Source organism: Stenotrophomonas sp. GSD10 (assembly GCF_056172695.1).
Genome location: NZ_JAOCMC010000002.1, coordinates 2,469,368 through 2,491,470 on the forward strand (window position 1 = coordinate 2,469,368; position 22,103 = coordinate 2,491,470).

General features: G+C 64.8%; 14 protein-coding genes. 3 read left to right on the forward strand and 11 right to left on the reverse strand.

Going from position 1 to position 22,103, the window contains the following annotated elements:
• Positions 1-90: 90 nt before the first annotated feature.
• The 8 genes from N4G47_RS11670 to N4G47_RS11705 form a co-directional block, all read right to left on the reverse strand.
• Positions 91-1,110 carry a calcium-binding protein gene (locus N4G47_RS11670; protein WP_475287291.1) on the reverse strand — a complete coding sequence of 340 codons (1,020 nt, stop codon included), beginning with the start codon at positions 1,108-1,110 and terminating at the stop codon, positions 91-93.
• Complete coding sequence (locus tag N4G47_RS11675) at positions 1,044-4,748, reverse strand: putative Ig domain-containing protein (protein ID WP_475289931.1); 3,705 nt, start codon at positions 4,746-4,748, stop codon at positions 1,044-1,046. The genes N4G47_RS11670 and N4G47_RS11675 overlap by 67 nt, the downstream gene beginning before the upstream one ends.
• Positions 4,694-8,719 (reverse strand): hypothetical protein, encoded by a 4,026-nt coding sequence (locus N4G47_RS11680; RefSeq protein ID WP_475287292.1) that lies wholly within the window; start codon positions 8,717-8,719, stop codon positions 4,694-4,696. Before N4G47_RS11680 ends, N4G47_RS11675 begins: the two co-directional genes overlap by 55 nt.
• A gap of 4 nt (positions 8,720-8,723) precedes the next feature.
• Entirely contained in the window at positions 8,724-9,557 is an 834-nt protein-coding gene (locus N4G47_RS11685; protein ID WP_475287294.1) for a hypothetical protein, read from the reverse strand.
• Positions 9,547-10,968: an HlyD family type I secretion periplasmic adaptor subunit gene (locus N4G47_RS11690; protein ID WP_249843586.1), complete on the reverse strand. Its 1,422-nt coding sequence runs from the start codon at positions 10,966-10,968 to the stop codon at positions 9,547-9,549. Before N4G47_RS11690 ends, N4G47_RS11685 begins: the two co-directional genes overlap by 11 nt.
• Positions 10,965-13,055, reverse strand: a complete 2,091-nt coding sequence (locus tag N4G47_RS11695) for a type I secretion system permease/ATPase (RefSeq protein WP_475289932.1) — start codon at positions 13,053-13,055, stop codon at positions 10,965-10,967. The genes N4G47_RS11690 and N4G47_RS11695 overlap by 4 nt, the downstream gene beginning before the upstream one ends.
• Before the next feature lie 288 nt (positions 13,056-13,343).
• Positions 13,344-15,806 (reverse strand): S9 family peptidase, encoded by a 2,463-nt coding sequence (locus N4G47_RS11700; RefSeq protein ID WP_475287296.1) that lies wholly within the window; start codon positions 15,804-15,806, stop codon positions 13,344-13,346.
• Positions 15,807-15,974: 168 nt separating this feature from the next.
• Positions 15,975-16,304 (reverse strand): hypothetical protein, encoded by a 330-nt coding sequence (locus tag N4G47_RS11705; RefSeq protein ID WP_107232977.1) that lies wholly within the window; start codon positions 16,302-16,304, stop codon positions 15,975-15,977.
• 460 nt (positions 16,305-16,764) lie between these two features.
• Between N4G47_RS11705 and N4G47_RS11710 the strand changes: the two genes are divergently transcribed.
• Together N4G47_RS11710 and N4G47_RS11715 are read left to right on the forward strand one after the other, a co-directional pair.
• The gene (locus N4G47_RS11710; RefSeq protein WP_475287299.1) at positions 16,765-17,541 is read left to right on the forward strand and encodes a HipA family kinase; all 777 of its coding nucleotides are present in this window, start codon (positions 16,765-16,767) and stop codon (positions 17,539-17,541) included.
• On the forward strand, positions 17,519-17,920 hold the full coding sequence (locus tag N4G47_RS11715; RefSeq protein ID WP_107232975.1) for a DUF3037 domain-containing protein: 402 nt from the start codon (positions 17,519-17,521) through the stop codon (positions 17,918-17,920). The genes N4G47_RS11710 and N4G47_RS11715 overlap by 23 nt, the downstream gene beginning before the upstream one ends.
• Positions 17,921-18,034: 114 nt before the next feature.
• On the opposite strand, the gene N4G47_RS11720 is transcribed toward N4G47_RS11715, so the two are convergent.
• The 3 genes from N4G47_RS11720 to N4G47_RS11730 all read right to left on the reverse strand — a co-directional run bounded on the left by N4G47_RS11720 (position 18,035) and on the right by N4G47_RS11730 (position 20,975).
• Positions 18,035-19,468: a serine hydrolase domain-containing protein gene (locus N4G47_RS11720; protein WP_475287305.1), complete on the reverse strand. Its 1,434-nt coding sequence runs from the start codon at positions 19,466-19,468 to the stop codon at positions 18,035-18,037.
• A gap of 64 nt (positions 19,469-19,532) precedes the next feature.
• A complete protein-coding gene (locus N4G47_RS11725) occupies positions 19,533-20,018 on the reverse strand; it encodes a DUF4952 domain-containing protein (protein ID WP_475289933.1) in 486 nt (161 codons plus the stop codon).
• Positions 20,019-20,069: 51 nt separating this feature from the next.
• Positions 20,070-20,975, reverse strand: coding sequence for a LysR family transcriptional regulator (locus N4G47_RS11730; protein WP_475287309.1), 906 nt, complete (start codon positions 20,973-20,975; stop codon positions 20,070-20,072).
• A 118-nt stretch (positions 20,976-21,093) separates the two neighbouring features.
• Between N4G47_RS11730 and N4G47_RS11735 the strand changes: the two genes are divergently transcribed.
• On the forward strand, positions 21,094-22,083 hold the full coding sequence (locus N4G47_RS11735) for a zinc-dependent alcohol dehydrogenase family protein (RefSeq protein ID WP_475287311.1): 990 nt from the start codon (positions 21,094-21,096) through the stop codon (positions 22,081-22,083).
• The last annotated feature ends 20 nt before the right edge of the window (positions 22,084-22,103 follow it).

Here is a 22,103-nt window from a genome sequence, read left to right on the forward strand (position 1 = left end):
CTCCCGGCCGAAGCCCATCGCCCCAGCGCGCCCGCAACGGCCCCTGCTGCCGGAACCGTTGCGGGCAAGCCGCCTCATGCGCAGGCCGGATCAGCCCGGCACGAGCGTGGCGCGCGCCTCCTGGCGGTGCAGTGCCCCCGCCCACAGGGATGGATCGACACCGCCCAGCTGCGCAGGCGCATCGCCAGCGAGCCCCGTGTCAGCACCCGCCTGGAACGCGCCCATGGCCCCCACCAGATGCTGAAGTTCCGCCTCCAGTGACATGGCCTCCGGCGCGGACGCGGCGGCGGAGGTCATGCTGGTGCGCAGCGCGGTCATCGGCGTCAACTGACTGGCAATCTGATCTGCAGTGATGGCGTAGCCACCATCGCCAGGCTGCACGAAGGCAATGGCGTACTGTCCACCCTGGAAATGGCGGAGCACACGCATCTGCTGCCCGGCGCTGCCATCCACCCTGACGACCAGATCATCGCCATCACGGTGATAGCTCAGGCGGCTGCGATCGATGCCATCGAAGTACAACCAGTCGGTACCACCGCCGGTGTTGTCCACCGTATCCGCGCCCGACCCGGCCCGGTAGAAGTACGTGTCGTTGCCCACTCCGCCGATGAGCATGTCATCGCCATCTTCGCCTACCAGTTGGTCGTCGCCGGCGCCACCGATCAGGATGTCCTTGCCGGACCCGCTGAAGCTGCCGTTGCCACCGGACAGGTAATCGTTGCCATCACCGCCTTCCAGCTTGTCATCGCCCCCCATGCCAAACAACTTGTCGTCGCCGGCAAGACCCTTGATCAGGTCACGCCCACTGGTACCAACCAACTGCTCGGCGTTCGCCGTACCGTTGATCTTGGAGGGGTAGTCGGCATCGTTTCCGGTCCCCGGCGTACCTCCGCCGTCGCCACCGCCATTGCTGACCAGCGCATTGATGGCCGCCGTGTTGAGCGCATTGCCGGTGGCAGCCTGCAGATAGTCGAGCGCCCAGTCACCGCCCAGGAAGTGATTGGTCACCGTGACGCGTTGGTTGGCATTTCCGTTCACAACGATCACCAGGTTGTCACCTTCGCGGGTGAAAGCCAGCTGTCCGGTGGTAATGCCGTTCTGGAAGAACAACCAGTCGACGCCTCCCCTGTGTTGTCGATCACATCGTTCCCGCCGCCATGGATGTACTGGTCATCGCCGCTGCCACCCAGAAGCACGTTGTTACCGTCCTGGCCGCGCAGAGTATCGTTGCCTGCGCCTCCCTCAAGCCGGTCATTGCCCGAGCCCGCAGCGCTGCCATTGCCGCCCGCAAGCTGATCATTGCCATCGCCTCCGCGCAGCGTGTCGTCGCCTGCCATACCGAACAGCGTGTCATCGCCGCCCAGACCCTCGATCAGGTCCTTGCCCGCGGTGCCCACCAGCTGCTCTCCTGCCGACGTCCCGGTGACGGTCTTGTCGAACCCGCCCCCACTGCCGCCGCTGACCAGCTGGTTGATCTGGGCTGCGCTGAGTGAACTGCCTCCATCAGGCTGAACCTGATCGATGGCCCAGTCCCCACCGAGGAAGTGATTACGCACGCGTACCGCCGGCGCAGCTCCCTGGTCGATCCGGATCAACAGGTCATCCCCGTCGCGGGAGAAGCTCAGCCGTTCCCGGGTGACCCCGTTCTGGAAGAACACCGTATCGTTGCCGCCTCCGGTGTTGTCTACGACATCACTGCCTGAGTTCGCATCGACCAGATAGGCGTCGTTGCCCGCGCCGCCCAGCAGGGTATCGTTGCCCGCCCCACCACTGAGCGTGTCGTTGCCGCCTCCCCCATTGAGCGTGTTGCTGCCACTGTTGCCCGCCAGGTAGTTGGCCAACGCATTGCCGGTCCCGTTGATGTCGGCACTTCCAGTCAGGAACAGGTTTTCCAGATCCGCCGACAGCGTGTAGGAGGCCGAAGACTGCACCTGGTCCGTGCCCCCGCCGGCAAGCTCGATGATCGTGTCCGCCGTGTTGTCCACGATGTAGATGTCATTGCCTGCGCCACCACTCATCTGATCGGCACCGCTGCCGCCATCAAGATAGTCCGCACCATTGTCACCGCGCAGGACATCGTCACCGCTGCCACCCCAGAGCTGGTCATCGCCGTCGCCGCCGACAAGGGTGTCGTTGCCGTCCATGCCGCTCAGCTTGTTTGCCGCAGCGTTGCCATTGATGACATTGTCCAACGCGTTGCCGTTGCCGGACACGATGCCGTTGGCCAGGATCAGGTTCTCGACATTGTCGGCCAGGATCAGGTTGGTCTCGAAGCGACGCTCGATGGTATCCAGACCGCCGTCTTCGTCCTCGAACACACGGTCCTGGGCCGATTCGATGATGTACAGATCGTCGCCCAGGCCACCGTACAGACGATCGGCACCGAGGCCGCCCTCGAGCCGGTTGTTGCCATCGTTGCCATACAGCTCGTTGTCCAGGCTGTTGCCAACTCCGCTCAGGTGGCCGGAGCCGGTCAGCACCAGATTCTCCAGATGGTCGCCCAGCTGCCAGTCCAGCGCCGCCTCGACCGTATCGACGCCTTCGCCGGCCACCTCGATGACAACGTCGCCGGCGCTGTCGACCACGTAGGTATCATCGCCGGCACCGCCGACAAGGCGATCTTCGCCGGCCGCGCCATCAAGCCTGTTGTCGCCCTGGTTGCCTACCAGCGTGTTGTTGCCCTGGTTGCCGATGCCTTCGTATGCACCGTCGAGCAGCTCGAGCCGCTCGACGTGATCGCCCAGCACGTAGCGATGACTGCCACTGCGGACGGTGTCGTCGCCTCCGCCGGCCAGTTCGATCACCTGCTGGCTCGGATCATTCACCACATAGATGTCGTCGCCCTCGCCGCCATACAGGCGATCACCGGCGCCAGCGCCATTCAACACGTCATTGCCTGCGCCGCCATGCAGATCGTCACGGAACTGGGTGCCGGCAAGCACATCCGCGCCATCGGTACCTCGCAGCACGTTGCGTACATTCACCGTCAGCCAGGCCGTGGTGCGCTGCCCCCAGCTGTCGGCAGCAATGATCTCCAGCGAAAGATCCGCACCGCCATTGGGCGGTGTGCCTGTCAGCTGCCCGGTAAGCGGGTCGATGACCAGCCAGGCCGGCGCATTCGCACTCAGTGAATAGGTCAGCGTGTCCTGGGCCTCATCCTGGAACATGCCCGAGGGAATCTGTGCCGAGAAGGCCGCCTCACCAATGGCCTCGAACTCGACGAACGGGATCAGCGTGATCGGAGGCTTGTTGGTGTACGGCAGCTGGTGAAGATCGCCGCGACGCACGGTGCCATCGGCGAACAGGAAGTGGTCGACCACCCCACGCACCACCAGACTGCCGCTTTCCTCATACCAGTAGTTGCTGACCGTGAGCTGATCATTCTGATCGCTGCCGACCTGCACGATCAGGTCCAGCCCACTGCGGCTGAAGGTGACGTCGTCCGGGTCGATGCCTGCGCCAAACACCACACGGTCGCGCCCGGCACCCGGCTGCGAATCCACCGTATCGCGGCCATCGCCGATTCCGTAGTGGAAGTCGTCGTCGCCATAACCGCCCCTGAGCATGTCATCGCCGGTACCGCCATGCAGGTCCGCACCGCCCTGGCCTGCGATCAGCTGATCATTACCCTCTTCACCATAGAGGTAGTCCCGGCTGGCCTTGTAGACCGTGTTCGGCTCGCGATCGCCGCCCTTGAGGGTATCGTTGCCTCCGCCGCCGCGGATTTCGTTGCTGAATCCGTTTCCGGTCAGGACGTTGTCACCGGCATCGCCGCGCAGGTTGGCGTGGAACGCGCCCCCGTTGATGGTGCCCGCGCCGCGTCCGTCAGGCACCAGGTTGTTGCCCAGCTCCAGGTTCTCGACATTTGCGAAGTTTGCCACCTCGAACCACTGGTTCTGGGGCGCGCCATCTTCGAGAGCGTCGATCACCACGGTATCGTTGCCTTCCCCGGCCAGCTCCACCACCGTGTCGTTGGCACTGATGATGTAGCGATCATCTCCCATACCACCGTACAGATGGTTGGCGCCGGTCGACGTGCGGCCGTTGAGCGTGTTGTCGCCCGCATTACCCCAGCCCGACCAGTCGCCGCTTCCGACCAGTTCCAGGTTCTCGATGTTGACCAGGTTGGCGATCGAGTAGGACAGGCTGGCACGCACCGTGTCGATGGAGAAGCGGTTGTCCCAGCCCCAGTCACCCTCGATGATCACATCGCCGAGGCTGTCGACCACATAGGTTTCGTTGGCCTGGGTTCCGATCAGCGTGTCATTGCCGGCGCCACCATCAAGCACGTAGTAGCGTCCACTATGGCTGCCCATATAGGACGGCTTGCCAAACTGGATGATGTTGTCCAGGTCGTTGCCGACCAGGGTGCGGGGAATGTGCACGATCCAGCCAGGATAGGACGGGTTCTGCCAATGCCAGGTGTTGCTGTTGAAGACGCCCACCAGATTCTCGACATTGGCCGTCAGGGTGTATGAGAAGGACTCGGCAAAGACGGTGTCCACGCCTTCGCCTTCCAGTTCGATGACCGTGTCCGGGGAAGAGGCGTACTGGTAGCCGGTGCTGATGTAGTAGCGATCATTGCCAGCACCGCCCCGCAGGATGTCCGGGCTGCCATCACTGAATTCGTTCGCATACAGCATGTCATCGCCGGCACCGCCATCAAGCAGGTCCGCACCGCCATCGCCGTAGATCACATCATTGCCATCACCGCCGAAGAGCTGGTCATCGCCTTCGCCACCGAAGATTCGATCGTTGCCCCCTTTCCATCGACGATATCGTTGCCGGCACCGGCGCGCAGGTTGTTGCCTTCGTCGGTCGCTGTGTACGTATCGTCAGCGTCGGTACCAGTCCAGCTTCGCGCCGTCTCGACAAAGTCCTCGGCGCTCATCCACGTGCCGTCGTCGAACTGGATGATGTGGCTGCGGTTGCTCCCGGCAAGGAATCCATCCAGGCTCAGCGACTGGAACCCGGCACCGGTGAAGAAGGCGAGCATCAGGTCATCGCCGGAGACCTGGATGTTGTTGATCATCGCCCGTGTCAGTCCAGGGCCGATACGGATGATGTCCGTGCCGGCAGCGGCGCTTCCCAGGTTGATGATGCGGTCATAGCCATGACCAAAATCGTAGTGATAGATGTCATTGCCGGCGCCGCCGTCGAGCACGTCGTGGCCAAGACCGCCGATCAGCAGGTCATCGCCGGCGCCACCGAACAGCCGGTCGTTGCCCTCCAGGCCCATCAGCGTATCGTTGCCGTCAGCGCCATACAGACTGTCGTCACCGCTGGTGCCCAGCATGCTGTCATCACCGCCTGTACCGAAGACAAGCGTCGGCACCTCCAGTTGTTCCTCCAGGCGTTCGCGATCGGTGACATCGATACCGCCCACCGCAATGCCACCGGAACCAGAGGATGCAAAATAGTTGTGCACCACCACGGTATCAGTGCCGTCGCGGTGGCGAATGATCAGATCCAGCCCGTACGCCTCGTAGTGCAGATCGGTCTGATTGATGCTGGTGCCGAAGGTGATGCGATCACTGCCCGGATTGCCCTCCTGCAGGTAGACATGATCGATACCAAACCCCGCTTCGAAGTGGTACTGGTTGTTGCCGGTGCCACCGTAGAGCAGGTCATTGCCGCTGCCGCCATCGAGGAGGTCATCGCCGGCACCACCGGACAGCAGATCATTGCCTGCACCACCGCGCAGCGTATCGTTGCCACCCGGGCCATTGTCTTCATCACCGTACAGCCTGTCATCGCCGGCACCACCATTGAGCTCGTCGTGCCCGCCCTGCCCGAACAGCACGTCGTTGCCGGCACCGCCGTCGAGATAGTCATTGCCAGCCGCACCGGAACTGCCCGCGCCGCCATCGCCAGCCAGGACGTCATCACCGGCGCCGCCATACAGACTGTCGTTGCCATCCTCACCAAACAGACGGTCGGCGCCGCTGCCCCCGTTCAAGGAATCATTGCCGGCACCGCCCTGCAGCTCGTCGTCGCCATCGCCGCCGTCGAGGGTGTCGCGCCCATCACCTCCCATCAACAGGTCGTTGCCCGCACCACCGGCAAGCACATCGTCACCCGCTTCGCCACGCAGGGTGTCGGCCCCCTCACCACCGGACAGTGTGTCCTTGCCGGACCCACCCCACAGTTCGTCGTCGCCCTGGCCGCCCATGAGCGTGTCATCGCCTTCGCCGCCGATCAGCACGTCCTTGCCGGCGCCGCCATCAAGATGATCGTTGCCATCGCCACCTTCCAGATGATCGGCGCCCTCGCCGCCCAGCAGAACATCATTGCCATCCTGCCCGAACAGCCGGTCGGTGCCATTGCCGCCGTCGAGAGTGTCGTCGCCATCTTCGCCCTGCAGCTCGTCGTCACCGTCTTCGCCCATGAGGCGATCGTTGCCGGTGCCGCCAACCAGAAGATCGTTTCCGATACCGCCCGACAGCAGATCATCGCCGGCCTGACCGGACAGCTGGTCGTTGCCGGCGCCACCACGCAGGATGTCATTGCCGCCCCCGACGATTCCGGACTGCGGGTAATAGTCCCCCCAGATCAGATCGTCACCGTCTCCGCCGTCGATCAGATCATTTCCACCTTCACCCCACATCTCGTCGTCGCCGGCGCCGCCGTCAATGCTGTCGTTGCCGTCTCCGCCTGCCACCTGGTCGTTGCCGGCCCCGGCCAGGATCACATCGTGGCCGCCTTCACCACTGATCGCATCGTTGCCATCCCCACCATCGAGGTAGTCGGCTGCACTGCTGCCACCGAGCTGGTCGTTGCCGTCTTCGCCAAACAGGCTCACACCGCTGGTATAGGTGATACCCGAGCCCTCCTCCGTGGTGATCCGTCCCTGGCCCAGCGCAATGCCATCCGGCTCGGTGGCGCTGCTATAGACAAGGGTGTAGGTATCATTGTCCAGACGACGGAATCTGAACGTCCAGCCCGGCGCCACCGAGGCGCCACTGAAATCGAACATCCCCGACAGGCCATAGTTGAAGCCGATGGCCAGGCTGCCATCATCGCGGCGCCCCAGACGCTGCATTGCAGTCCAGCTGAAGAAGGCCTCCACGTCGCGCCAGATGCCGGATTCGGTGATCGGCACACGTGAATTCGTGCGCACATCAAAGCCGAAGTTCCACTGCGCATTCAGGACATCATTGCCCTCTCCGCCATGCGCGATCGTCTCCGATCCCAGGCCAGAGATGAAGTCGTCGCCGACACCGCCGGTGATGATGTCGGCGCCACCGCGACCATTGATGATGTCACTGCCTTCACCGCCATCCAAGGTGTCACCGCTGCCGAACGCGGTTCCCCAGATCATGTCGCGGCCATTGCCACCGGACAGGTTGACCGCACCACTGGGCGCGCTGTTCACGAAGGGATTGAGGAAGTCGGCCAGCCCGGTTCCGCCCGTGCCTGCCTGGCCCGGCTTGAACTCCGGAAGCGTGATGCCCAGATGGCCCTGGCTCCAGCCGTCGACCATCACACTGCCGGTGTCGGTGCCACTGCGGATGATCAGCTTCGACCCATTGGCGATCGAGTGGCTGACCTTGATCTGGCCATCGGCGCTCTCCCAGGTGGTGGCCGACGTTGCGATGAGCCCGTTGGCCCAGGCCCCGTTGCCATTGATGACCACGGTACCGTTGCCGTCGGTGTCAACGATCGTATCCAGATCGCCGGCCAGGCCCGTGCCGATGGTGTAGGTGTCAAAGCCCATCCCGCCGCGCAACGTGTCGCTGCCGATGCCGCCGTCGAGCGTATCGTTGCCGGCGCCACCGAACAGCGCGTCATTGCCGGCGCCGCCGTTCAGGGTGTCGTTGCCGCTACCGCCGTCGATCACATCGTTGCCGGCCAGACCAGACAGCACGTCCGCGCCTTCCTGGCCGAAGATGACGTCGGCTTCATCGGTACCGTCGATGGCATCGCCCTGCAGCGAGCCATAGGCGGTCAGTCCGCTCCCTGGCTTCACCGACAGCTTCAGCACGTCCGGCAGGGCATTGAGGAACTCGCGGATCTGGTCCTTGTTGAACTCTCCGTCCTGGGCATCCAGCATCAGCGCGCCGGTGAAGAACAGGAAGGGATCCAACGGGCGGGCAGCCCCTCCGGTACCGTCCTCCAGCATTTCGGTGCTCAGCCGTGCCAGCCATGCCGAGTACACGTCATCGTTCATACCCAGACGCCAGAACCATGAACCGGCCCCCATGGGATCGTTCTCTGCGTTCTTGACCACCTTGACCAGCAGTTCGATGCCGGCCTTGGTATCCCACGGCAGACGACCGTTGCTGTTGAGCATCGAGTCCCAGATGGCATCGCGTTGCTGCTGGTCCAGAAGTCTGAAGGGCGTATTCAACGTCCAGGAATCAACCGGCAGGTTCAGTTCGGTGAAAATGCGGTTATGGAAGGTCCAGGCTTCGTCGGCGGTGATCTCACGAACAACGTCGCCCGCCGCATCTGCGATCTGGTCGAGCATGTCCAGGAGGCCCCGGGCCATGCCCGCGCGCACCGCCTGGATCTTCGCATCGTCCACGGGAACGCCATGATCCTTTGCGGTTTCCTCCAGAAACTCCAGTGCAGTCAAACCGGAGAACATGTTGCCCACGGCCACGCCACTGGCCAACCGGGCATAGCGATGCCCGAAACCGGCGATGAACTGGTACACCTCCTCGATCTTGCCGCTGTCGAGCATCGCCCGCGCCAGTGCACGCTGTTCGGCTGTCATCGTTTCAACCACGTTCAATCTCCTTCACGTTCCGGTGTGTAGGGCAATGGGACCTGATGCGTTGCAGATAGGCCTGGACATCGGCCTGGATCTCCCGCCAATGCGGCAGCAGGTTCTGACGGTAAACAATGGTGGTGCGTACATTCAGCAGCCCAGGCTGCTCAAGCGAGGCCTCGCACAGGGGCGTCCACTGCGGAGGTGCGTATTGCGGCCCGGTCATGCAGCGGATCAGGACAGTGGGTGCGCGTGCTGGGTCCAGGCTGTCGGTATAGGTGATCCGGTTCCAGTTGAAGCTTCGGCGCTCCGACAGCGCCGGTCGGGCCATCTCCAGTCCAAGCGCTGCGTCACGACCGAAATCGAATGTGACCTCGGCGGGCAGTTCCTGATGGTGCAGGCGATACAGTCCCCAGTCCCGTATCTGCTGCAGCGTGATGTTCTCGCCCTCTCCGGCCTGGTTCAGGCCGATGTCGATCCAGTTCGAATCGCCGTTCCCCGCCGAGTGATGCCGATCGTAGTCCTGTCGGGTCTGCGCATTGCGCGGCGCCATCTCCGGCCAACGCAGCTGGATGGAAACACTGCGCAATGTCGCGCCGCAGGTGGACGCGGGCTCGGCCTGCGCGTCACGATCCGTCTCCCATATCCACACATCCTGCCTGGGCACCTCCAGCGCGACACCACCGATGCGCCCCTGCAGTCGTGCAGCTTCTGGTCCTTTCCTGTCGGACCCGCATCCCACCAGCACGAACGACAACGACAACCACAGCATCACGTCGAACCGCAGCCGGCACACGCTCGCCAACCATCTGCCAGCCGCCGCTGGATCGGCCTCAGCGTTCACGCAGCGCCTCCTGCGCGTGCTGCTGCAGAGGGCTGAGCAAATAGTCGATGACCCGTCGTCGCCCCGTCTTGATCTCTGCGGACAAGCTCATGCCAGCACTCATCCTCACCTTGACGCCGCCGATGTCCAGCTCGGGACGGTCCAGGCGGATCCGTGCCGGAAACACCAGGCCCAGCTGCTCATCCTGTGCGGCATCATGGGAGACGCTCACGACGGTACCGGTGAGATAGCCATAGCGGGTATAGGGGAAACTGTCGATCTTGATCGTGACCGCCTGGCCTGGCCGCACGAAACCGATGTCCTTGTTGAGCAGCGTTGCTTCCACTTCCATGCCGTCGCCACTGGGCACCACCACCAGCAGCGGTTGTGCCGGCGTCACCACGCCGCCCACGGTGTGCACGGCCAGCTGCTGCACGGTCCCGTCCACCGGCGCGCGCAACGTCATCTGTCGATTGCGCTGACCGGTCTTGGCCACTTCCGGCCCCATCTGCCCGATCTGCTCCTGGGCCTTGCGCAGTTCATCAAGGGCCTGTTGCCGGGTGTCGGTGAGCAGCACGCGCAGTTCTTCCCGTGCCGCCAGCAGGGCCGAGCGCAGCTCCTGCACCCGATTGCGCTGCGTGGCCAGATCGCGCTCGGCGGCGATGCGTTCCTGTTCGCGCAACAGATAGTCGTGGCGCCCGACGTAGTTGCCTTCCACCAGGCGAGCATAGTCCGCCGCGCGGGTACGCGCGATCTGCGCCGAATCACTCAACGGCTGAATCAAGCCCTCGGTGGTGTGAAGCTCTGCCTGGCGCTGCTGGATGCCGGCCTGCAGGCCATTGCGCCGTGCCCGGAAAGCATCGAACTGACTGCGCACGAGCACCTGCTCGTCCGCCAGCCGCTGCGCGGGAAGGCCGCTGTCCAATGGCAACTGCGGCTGGCTGCCCGTGTCGAAGGCCACCAGCAGAGCATCCAGTCTCAGTGCCGCCAGCCGGGCGTTGGTCAAGGCTTCGCCGGCCTGGGCGAGCTCTGCCCCGGCGCCCGCCCCCTCCAGCTCGATCAGCAGCTCACCGGCTTTGACCGCCTGCCCGTCGCGCACCAGGATGCGGCGGACCACAGCGGTCTCGGCTGGCTGCACCACCTTGGTACGCGAGTTGACGACGGTCTTGCCGGGCGCCACCGCTACGATGTCGAGCTGGCCGATGCATGCCCATAGCAGTGCCACGCAGAACAACGCGATGATGATCCGCATGCTCCAGCGCGACGTTGGCGAAACCGGCGTCTCGATCAGCTCCAGGTGGGCAGGCAGGAAATCGCGCTCATCGGCTGTTCGCTGCGGCGATTCCATCTGCGCACGGGCCTTCCACGCCGCACTCGCCACCCGTGCGTATCGACCCAGAAAATCGCCTGCGGCCTGGAATCGATGCTTCATGCGGCCCCCGCCTGCAACCGCTGCAGGTGGGCATAGAAACCATCGGGCAGGCGCATCAGTTCCTCATGAGCGCCGGCCTCGACGATCCGACCCTTCTCCACCACCACGATGCGGTTCGCATGGCGCACCGTAGACAGCCTGTGCGCGATGATAAGCACCGTGCGGCCCTTGCATATCGCGCGCATGTTGGACATCACCGCATGCTCGGACTCGTAGTCCAGCGCACTGGTTGCCTCGTCGAAGATCAGGATGCGCGGATCGGTGATCAGCGCCCGGGCGATGGCGATGCGCTGGCGTTGGCCACCGGAGAGTCCTGCACCGTGTTCACCCACCTTGGTGTCATAGCCCTCGGGCAGCTCGACGATGAACTCATGCGCGCCGGCAAGCATGGCGGCCTGGATCACCCGTTCCAGCGGCATGCCGGGTTCGCCCAGCGCGATGTTCTCGCGCACCGAGCGGTTGAACAGGAAATTCTCCTGCAGGACTACGCCGAGCTGACGACGCAACCACGCCGGATCGGCCAGTGCCAGATCGTGGCCATCGATCAGTACCCTGCCATGCTCAGGCGAATAGAGGCGCTGCACCAGCTTGGTCAACGTGCTCTTGCCCGAACCTGAGCGGCCGACGATGCCGATCACCTCGCCCGGTCGAACATCCAGCTCGATGTCATTGAGCACGGCGGCGGCGTCGGGACGATAACGGAACCCAACGCGCTCGAACGTGATCCGGCCCTGGATTGGCGGCAATGCCATCCGGCTTCCCGGCAGCTCGGTGCGCGTATTGAGGATATCGCCCAGCCGTTCGACCGAGATCCCGACCTGCTGGAAGTCCTGCCACAACTGCGCCAGACGGATGATGGGCGCTGCCACCTGGCCGGACAGCATGTTGAAGGCAATCAGCTGACCCAGAGTCAACTTGCCATCGATGACCAGCTTCGCACCCCAGAACAGGATCGCAACGGCCACCAGCTTCTGCACCAGCTGTACGCTCTGTTGGCCGAGTGTGGCGATCTTGGTGACGTTGAAGCCTGCACTGACATACCCGGCCAGCTGGCTGTCCCAGGTGCGGGTCACCCTCGGGTCCACTGCCATGGCCTTGACCGTTCCGATCCCGCTGACGGTCTCCACCAGGAAGGCCTGGTTGTCCGCGCCTCGCTGGAACTTGTCATTCAGACGCCTGCGAAGCACAGGTGTCACCAGCGCCGAAATGAGCGCGTACAGCGGCAGCGACAATGCCACGATCAGCGTAAGCCAGCCGCTGTAATGGAACATCACGGCCAGGAAGACAACCGTGAAGAACAGGTCCAGCACTGAGGTCAACGCCTGCCCGGTGAGGAAGCTGCGGATGTTCTCCAGTTCCCGCACGCGGGCGATGGTGTCGCCCACCCGTCGCGATTCGAAGTACGCCAGCGGAAGCGCCAGCACGTGCCGGAACAGGCGCGCGCCGAGTTCGACATCGATCTTGCTGCTGGTGTGTGAGAAAACGTAGGTGCGCAGGCCTGACAACACCACGTCGAACACCGCCATCGACACCAGGCCGATGGCAATCACATCCAGCGTGGTGAGCCCGCGGTGCACCAGCACCTTGTCCATCACCACCTGGTAGAACAGGGGTGTAACAAGAGCAAACATCTGGATGAAGAACGAGACGATCAACACTTCCACCAGCAGGCGCCGGTACTTGATCACCGCAGGGATGAACCAGCTGAAATCGAACTTTGCCAGTTCGCCCAGCACCGAGGCACGCGAGGTCACCTGCAGCAGGCGCCCTGCATAGCGCTGCGCCAGTTCGTCCAGCGTGAGTGTTCGCGGCCGCTTTTCGGCCAGGTCGTGGATGAGTACCTGACCGGCGTCGACCCGTGCAATGATGAAAGGGTGTGCGCCTGCCAACGCCAGCGCCGGCAGCGTGACCCGGGAAAGGCGCCGCAGCGGCGTTGCAGAGATCCTCGCCTTGAGGCCAAGCCGGCTGGCGGCCAGCAGCAGGGCCGTCTCGTCAAAAGCTTCGCCGTTGCGCCCATGCGCATGCGCAAGCTGTTCCGCATCCGCAGCGATGCCATGGAACTGCGCAAGCAGTACCAACCCCGCAATGCCAGATCCGGCTGGGCGTGAAGCACGCGCTCGCGTGCGACGCCCGGACTGGCTACCGTCCCCTGGTGCATGTCATCCCTGAATGCGTTTTCCCCGGCCCGATCATCGGATGGGCCTCCCGCGGATGTCAAGACCGCGTGATGTGCACCTGACCAACGCTCCCACTGCGCCGGCTACACCCCATCCCTGCCGTGGGGCTGACAGCACAGGGCCGCCCGCAGGCGGCCCTGTGCTGCGCCGTCGAGCAAGCTCGACGCTACCTGGCGTTCTTGTCGAGCAAGCTCGACGCTACTTGGCGTTCTTCACGTAGGTGTCGAACCAGTTCAGCATTTCCGCCACAAGCTGCTCGTTCGATTCCAGCGCGGTGTACCAGTGCGGCTCGTTGGGCAGCATCACCAGGCGGGTGGTGCCGCCGTTACCGCGAATAGCCTGGTACAACTTGCGCGACTGGAACGGCTCGGTGCCCGGGTTGGCATCGTCCTCGCCGTGGACCAGCAGCAGCGGCAGCTTGATCTTGTCGGCATAGAAGAACGGCGACGCCTTCAGGTACACGTCCTGCGCCTGCCACACCGAACGACGTTCGTTCTGGAAGCCGAACGGGGTGAAGGTCTTGTTGTACGAACCGCTGGTGGCCACGCCGGCCTTGAACAGGTTGGTGTGCGCGATCAGGTTGGCGGTCATCAGGCCGCCGTGGCTGTGGCCGGTCACGCCGATGCGGTTGCGGTCGACCACGCCCATCTCCACCGCCTTGTCCACCGCCGCCTTGGCGTCGGCTTCCAGCTGCTCCAGGTAGGTGTCGTAGGCGTTCTTTGGGTCGCCCACGATCGGGAAGGAGGCGTTGTCGATGATCGCGTAGCCGGCCAGCAGCATCAGGCGGTACGGCTGCAGACGGGTGAAAGTCTGCTGCGAACCGGACACCTGCCCCGCCTGTGCCGCATTGGCGAAGTCGGCCGGGTACGCGTACAGGATCGCCGGCACGCGCTGGCCTTGCTTGTAGCCCGGCGGCGTGTACAGCGTGAACGACAGGTCCACGCCGTCGGCACGCTTGTAGGTCACCAGCTGCTTCTTGATCTGGCGCACTTCCGGGGTCGGGTCGGCCAGCTTGGTCAGCGCAGTGGCACTGGACGCGAACTGGGCCTCGCCGGCCTTCGCGTCGGCCACCGCCTCACCCTGCTGGCGGATGAAGGCGTTCGGCGGATCGATCACCGACTGGTGCCAGGTCAGATAGCGGCCGGGCGTGCTGCTGAAGCCGAGGAACTGCTCGTAGGCATCGGCGCTGCTGCGGAACAGGCGTTCGCTCTTCAGCGAGCCCAGGTCCAGGCGGTCCAGGAACGGGCGGTCACCCTGCGGCGATGCGCCGCGCCCGCTGAGGAATACATGGTTGCCGTCCTGGCGCACGACCTGTGCACCGGTGGGCAGGCGGGTGAAGACCAGGTTGCCGGGGTCGCCGTACAGTTCATCACTGGACATGTCCCACAGCAGGCGGCCTTCCTTCTTCGGCTGGTCCACATCGACGATGTGGGTCTGCACCCAGTGCCGGTTCTCGTCGTTCTCGAACTGGAACGCCACCGCCGGATCGGCGGTCCACGCGTAGCCTTCGAAGCGCTGCGCGGTGCGGGCGATTTCCACCGGCTTGCCGTTGAACGGCGCCTTCAGCATCAGCACGCGGTCGCGGTGCGGCACGCTGACCTTCCAGTCACCCTTGTCCAGCGCTTCGGCATAGACCAGGGTGGCCGGATCGGTGGCGCGCCAGTCGAAACCACGCGGGCCTTCCGGCACGCCGTGCACCGGCACGCGGTCGGCCAGCGGCAGGCTGGCAATCGGCGTGGCCTTGCCGCTGGTGATGTCCAGCACGGCCACGTCGTTGGCAAAGCGCTGGTAGGTCACCGCATGCGAGTACGGTGCCTTGATCGATTCGGTCAGCACATGCACGCCGTCGGGCGCGGCGCTGACGTCGTTGAACAACGCCGGCTGCCCGACCGGACGCACGCTGCCGGCGGCGGTATCGACCACGGCCAGCTGCGAGGCACCGTAGTAGGCGAACAGCTTCTCATCATGCACGCTGGTCAGCGTATCGCGCGCCTCATAGGTGCTGCTCTCGCCGCTGCTGCCCAGCGACTCCTGCGCATCCGGGCCGGTCGGCACGCCACCGTCGGACGGTGCCGGGCCCTGGTTGGCCGGCACCAGCTTCACCAGCAGATTCTGGCTGCCGCCCAGCCACTGCACGGTGTTGCCGAAGATCGGGTTCAGCTGCACGTTCGGGATCTGCTTCACCTGCCCGGTGGCGGCGTCGCCCACCCACAGCTGCACGCTGGTATCGACCGCATTCTGGAACGCGAAATGGCTGCCATCGGCCGACCACAGTGCGCCTGTGGCGCAGCCCTGCGGCAGGTTGACCTTGGTCTCCTTGGCGCTGGCGATATCGACCAGGGTGAAGTCGGCCACGCACGCCGGGATGCCGTAGCCGCCCGGGGTGTCGTGACGGCTGCGGTTCTTCGGTTCCAGGCGCACGCCGGCCAGCTTCAGGTACGGCTGGGCAACCCGGCTGATCGATGGATAGGTCTGCGCGGTGGTCAGCAGCAGGCGCTGGCCACCCGGGGCCACGTTCGGCGCCGGCGGCGGCGGTGCCTTCAGCACCTTGAGCAGGTGCTCCGGCGGCTTTGCGTAATCGGCAAGCGCCGGGCCAGCGGCCAGCAGGCCGGCCGTGGCAACGGCAACCGCCGCCGCCAGCGAGGTTCGACGGATCAGCATCCTTATCCCCTGCAGTGTGAATGGAGCCCGAGGACGGGCAAGAGCCCGAATCTAGCACCGCAGCAGGTGGGGGGAATGGGCCGGAAGGGCTAGTGGCCGGATGGAGCAAAGTGGAACACACCCGGCGAGGCCGGCAGCGGGCCGGCATCTGCCAGGCGTGGGCTGTCATCACTGCTGGGCGTGCAGATCCCAGGCGGTCAGGTAATCGGGGTCGACCACGATCATGCCGCTGTTGCGCATGCGGTATTCGCCGGGCGCGGCCCGCTGGTACTGGTCAAGCATGGGCGGCAGGTAGTGCTCATGACCATCATCTTCGTCGGCCAGCACCACGCCTTCATCGGCGCTGATGCGCAGCACGGTGCCGGCGTACTGTTCCAGGCCCTGCACCTGGCCGTCGCCGCCATAGCGGGTGACGCCGACCAGCACCACCTTGCCGATCATTTCCTCGGCCTTGGCATCGTCCAGGGGCGGCAGCATGGGAGTGAATTCGTCGCTCATCGGTGCACCTCCAAAGCCTGTGGGGACATCGTGGATTCGGCGTCGGCCCGCGTTGCCAATGCCGACGGCGACGCAGGGGTCCATCTCGGGGCGCAAGTACCTGGATCGCAGGACCGGCCGGGCCATGCCGGGGTCGCGATGTGTGAAAGGTGTCTGGAACTGCGGGGAAACGGCCATCCGTGCCGGGGGCGTGACCGTGTCAGCTCAAGGTCAACACCACGCGTTGCGTTGCATACAGGGTGAAGCATGACAGCTGCACTGTAGCGGCATGACGGCCTCCTGTTGAAGGTCACACGCGGGCGTGTTGCTCCGTTGAAACGCATGCTGCCACCCGGCGCGGAAGGAAGAAGTGAAGATTGCAGGTGGCCGCTACACGATGTTTCGCGCGCTCCCTGTTCGTTAAGCCTGGGCCCTGCTCGGCCCCGGCGCGACGGCCCGGCCACCACGCTAGAATGCGCCCATGCGCACCGTACATGCCCTCCGTTACATCACCCCGCTGCGGGAAGGCGGCTCCCTGCCCGCCGTGGTCGAGACCGACGACGACGGCATGGCCGTACTGAAGTTCCGCGGCGCCGGCCAGGGCCCGAAGGCCCTGATCGCCGAGCTGATTGCCGGCGAGATGGCGCGCACGCTGGGCCTGCCGATTCCGGAGATCCTGTTCGTCGAACTGGACCGCGAGTTCGCCCGCACCGAGCCGGATCCGGAGATCCAGGAGCTGATCCGTGCCAGCGAGGGCCTGAACCTGGGCCTGGACTACCTGCCCGGCGCGATCAACTACGACCCGGCCGCGATGCCGGTGGACGCCGACCTGGCGTCGCGCATCGTCTGGTTCGATGCGTTCACCAGCAATGTCGATCGCACCACGCGCAATCCCAATCTGATGGTGTGGCACCGCCAGCTGTACCTGATCGACCACGGCGCGGCGATGTATTTCCATCACGACTGGGCCAATGCCGGCGATGCCTGCGAGAAACCGTTCGTGCTGATCCGCGACCATGTGCTGCTGTCCTTCGCCAGCCGCATTGCCGAGGTCGATGCCGAACTGGCTGCACGCCTGACCGATACCGAGATCGAGCGAATCGTCGGCCTGGTGCCCGACAGCTGGCTGGTGGACGAGCCGGCCTTCGACAGCCCGCAGGCCTATCGGCAGGGCTACATCAACTATCTCAAGCATCGCCTGAAAGTGCGTGCGGTGTTCGTGCAGGAGGCCATCCGTGCCCACGCTGCACACGTATGACTATGCGGTCATCCGCGTGGTACCGCGGGTGGAACGCGAAGAGTTCATCAACGTCGGGGTGATCGTGTCCTGCCCCGGTGCACGGCACCTGGAAGCGGCCATCGAGATCGATCCGGCACGCCTGCACGCGTTCGCGCCAACGCTGGACCAGGAGGCATTGCAGCCGTGGCTGGATGCGATCGTGGCGATCTGCCGCGGCGATGCTGGCGCTGGGCCGATCGCGCAACTGCCGGCGCGCGCACGCTTCCACTTCCTCACCGCCAAGCGCAGCTCGATCGTGCAGATGTCGAGCACGCACGTGGGCCGAACTGCCGATCCGGCGGGTGTGGTCGAGCACCTGATGACGAAGATGGTGCGGGTGCCGGCCCCGACTGGATGACGTCGACTGGGTAGAGTCAGCTGTTGGTCGACTACCATTCACGAAAAGATCGAAGCGCCCGCGCTTCGCGCGAGCGTCGACCAACGGTCGACTCTACATCCATCGCCCCCACGCTCACTGCAACGGCAACCGCCGCGCGATGTAGTTGACCACGTTACCGATCGCGTCCGGATCAACGTTGGCCAGGCCAACGATCACATATCCCTGCGCAGGCATCACCACGATGGCGCTGTTCGACCCCGGCGCACCGCCTTCGTGGCCGTACTGGTGCTCCCTGCCCTCGCCCTGCACCACGAAGCCAAAGCCATACCAGCGCTTGTGATTCTGCGCCGTGGTGGCCTGCTGCAGCAGTGCCGGCGAGACCAGCTTTCCGCCGCGCAATGCCTCGGCGAACTTCAGCATGTCGGTGGCCGTGCTGTAGCCACCGCCAGCGGACATGCCGCGCCAGGGCAGCGACTTCGTTTCACGCACCCATTGCCCGTCCTTCTTCGTGTAGGCAACGGCACGCTGTGGCACCTTCACCGTTTCCGGTTCGAAGCCGGTGCCGGTCATGCCAGCCGGTCGCAGGATGTGCTGCTCCACATAGGCATAGTACGACTGCCCTGAAGCGGCCTCGATGAGGCGCCCAAGCACGATGAAGCCATAGTTGGAGTAGCCGTCCTGGCTGCCGGGCGTGAACTGCGGTGCATCCTTGGCAAAGCGCTGCACGTAGTCATCCAGCGTCTTCAGCGAGGCCGAATACTGGTCGAAATCATCGCCGAAAAAGTCGCCAAGGCCACTGGTATGGGTCAACAACTGGCGGACGGTCACCTCAGCGGCGACGGCCTTGTTCGGGTAGTCCGGCAGATGCTCGCCGATCGTATCGTCCAGCCCCAGCTTGCCGGCCTGCACCAGCTGCAGGATGGCCACCGAAGTGAACATCTTGTTGGACGACGCCAGCCGGAAGCGCGTATCCGCCCGCACCGGAATACCGCTTTCGCGATCTGCCTGGCCGCCCCGCCAATCCAGCAACACCTGGCCGTTGCGCGCCACCAACAACGCTCCCGACAGCGCGTCCTGTGCGCGCAGCGCGTCCAGCTTCGTCCTGGCGTCAGCCATCAGGACCGGCAACGCAACACGCTCCGGCTTGTATTTGTCCGGTACCTCGGTGCCTTCGATCTGGAACAGCTTCAGGTGGGCCGGATGATCCGGGTCCATCTCCGCCGTCACCCACATCGCACGTTCGTTCAGCTGCCCCATCACCAGCAGCTTGGCGTGACCAGGCGTGCCCTCGCGCGTTTCCAGCACGCGCAGCGGGCCGGTACTCTCGCGGAACTCGAGATAGTCCTTGGGAGCACTGCCTTCCTTCTTCGCATACTTGTCGGCGAAAGCCTGCAACGCATCGAGGCTGCCTGCGTTGAAAGCCGCAAGCCAGTCATCGATAGCGTCCTGCGCATGCGGATGTGCAGGCCCGGAGGTGGTTGCGCCAATCGCAGGAAAAACCGGCACGGCCGTCAGAAGCGGACAGGCCAGCGCAGCGCACAGCAGCAGACGTCCAACCGCCATCATCGCAGTTCCTTTGCAGGGATCCCTGCGCGCATCCTAGAGCAAGCATCCGCCTGCCGCATCCACGCTACGGGCTCTGCCGCGTCACCTCCACGGTGACGTTGAATGCTTCGATGCGGCGCCACTCGCTGCGCGGATGCGGCATCGACTCCACGCCCATCCCGATCTGGTACCTCACCATGTCTGCACCTTCGCGCCAGCTGTAGGGCCCGCCATTGCTCCAGCCACAGCAGGTGTAACGCAACATCGGCATTCCGAACGTCGCGTGCAGATACGCTTCGACCTGCTCGGCGCGTGCGCCGGCGACGCGGTAGTGGGCCTGCATGGGCTTGATGTAGGACGCGTCGTCCTGGCTGCAGCCCACGTACTCCAGCCCAGCCGGCTTCCGCCCCATCGCCTGCAGTAAATCCTGGCAGGGGCTGTCCGGTCGCGCCAATCCATCGGCACGCCCATGTGCCTCCCATTCGGCCAGCGCCTGCGCGGGCGCGCGGCCGCCGGACAACGACGCCAGCAGCAGCACGCCGAGGGCAGGATGGAACGGCGGAATGGGCATCACGGGGCGATCCTTCGCAGAGGGGCGCCGGAATGCTAACCGATGCCCGCGCTATCGCCGCGCCATGCTCTGCTCATTGAAGCGCGCCACGCAGAAATCCAGGAAGCTGCGCAGCTTGGGCGTCAGCTGGCGATCACGCGGGTACACCAGGTTGATCCAGGTCGACACCGGCACGAAGCCTGGCAGCACTTCCACCAGTTCACCGCGCGCGAGTGCGGCAGCCAACATCTCGTGCGGCTGCAGGATCAGCCCCAGCCCGCCCACCGCAGCGGTCAACAACGGCTCGGCCTGGTTGACCATGAAGCGGCTGGACACCGGCACGGTCAACACACCGCCGTCGGCATCGAGGAAGCTCCAGCGGGTGCGGATGATCGAATGGGCAAAGCCCAGGCATTCGTGCCGGCTCAGATCGCTGGGGTGGGTGATGGGTGGACGCGAGGCCAGATACCCCGGCGCCGCGCACAGCACCAGCGGATACGGCCCCAGCCGCCGTGCCACCAGTCCGCTGTCGGCCAGATCACCGGTGCGGAACACCAGGTCGTAGCCGTCTTCGACGATGTTGACCAGGCTGTTGGAGAGATTCAGATCAACCTGCACGTCTGGATAGGCCTGCATGTAGGCCACCACCGCCGGACCCAGCGCATGCACGCCGAAGGTGACCGGCGCGCTGATGCGCAGGCGCCCCATCGGCCGCCCGCGCGCCACTTCGGCCAGCTGTTCGGCGCCCTCCACTTCCTCCAGGATCACCCGCGCCCGCGCCAGATAGGCCTGGCCGAAGTCGGTCAGGCTCTGCTTGCGCGTCGTGCGGTTGAGCAGGCGCACGCCCAGGTGCTGCTCCAGCGCCTGGATGTGCTTGCCGACCAGCTGCGGCGACAGGTCCAGCGCCTCGGCGGCAGCGGCGAACGAGCCGACCTCGGCCACCTTGGCGAAGGTCAGGAGGGGAACGATCAGGTCCATTGCAAACGGATGTTTTCCAATGAAACGCCAGATTACCCCTTATTCTGGATGCAGACCACGCGCATAGTGGCCGCCACGTCCCCGCCGGCCCGCGCGCCGGCCCTTCCCAGGAGCCCCCATGAGTCAGGTTGTCCGCATCCATGAATATGGCAACGCCGATGTGCTGCGCATCGACGAGATCGACGTTCCCGCCCCCGCCGCCGACGAGGTGCAGATCCGGGTCAAGGCGATCGGCCTGAACCGCGCCGAGGTGATGTTCCGCAACGGCGCCTATCTGCAGCAGGCACAGTTCCCCAGCCGCCTGGGCTACGAAGCGGCCGGCGTGGTCGAAGCGCTCGGCAGTGCAGTGAACGGCTTGGCCGTTGGCGATGCGGTCAGTGTGGTGCCGCCTCTGGATATCGCCCGCTGGGGCACCTACGGCGAGCTGGCCAATGTGCCGGCGCGGCTGGTGGTCAAGCATCCGCAGGCGCTGGATTTTGAAACCGCGGCGGCCGTGTGGATGCAGTACGTCACCGCCTGGGGCGCGCTGGTGGAGCAGGCGCATCTGACCGCCGGGGATTTCGTCATCATCACCGCGGCCAGCAGCAGCGTCGGCCTGGCCGCCATCCAGATCGCCAACGCAGCAGGTGCCACGCCGATTGCAGTGACCCGCGGCGCAGGCAAGCGCCAGGCCCTGCTCGACGCCGGCGCCGCCCATGTCATCGCCACCCAGGATCAGGACCTGGCCGCCGAAGTGGCGCGCATCACCGATGGCGCCGGTGCCCGCGTGGTGTTCGATCCGATCGGCGGCCCGCAGTTCAATGCACTGACCGATGCGATGGCGCGCGGCGGCATCCTGCTGGAGTACGGCGCGCTGAGCAACGAACCGACGCCGTTCCCGTTGTTCAACGTGCTGGGCAAGTCGCTGACGCTGAAGGGTTACCTGTACTCGGAAATCGTCGCTGATGATGCCGCGCTGGCGCGGGCCAAGGCCTTCATCGTCGACGGCCTGGACAAGGGCGTGCTGGTACCGATGATCGCAAAGGTGTTCCCGTTCGCGCAGATCCAGGACGCGCATCGTTATCTGGAATCGAACGAGCAGATCGGCAAGGTGGTGGTGACGGTGTGATCCGACGCCATGCAATGGGG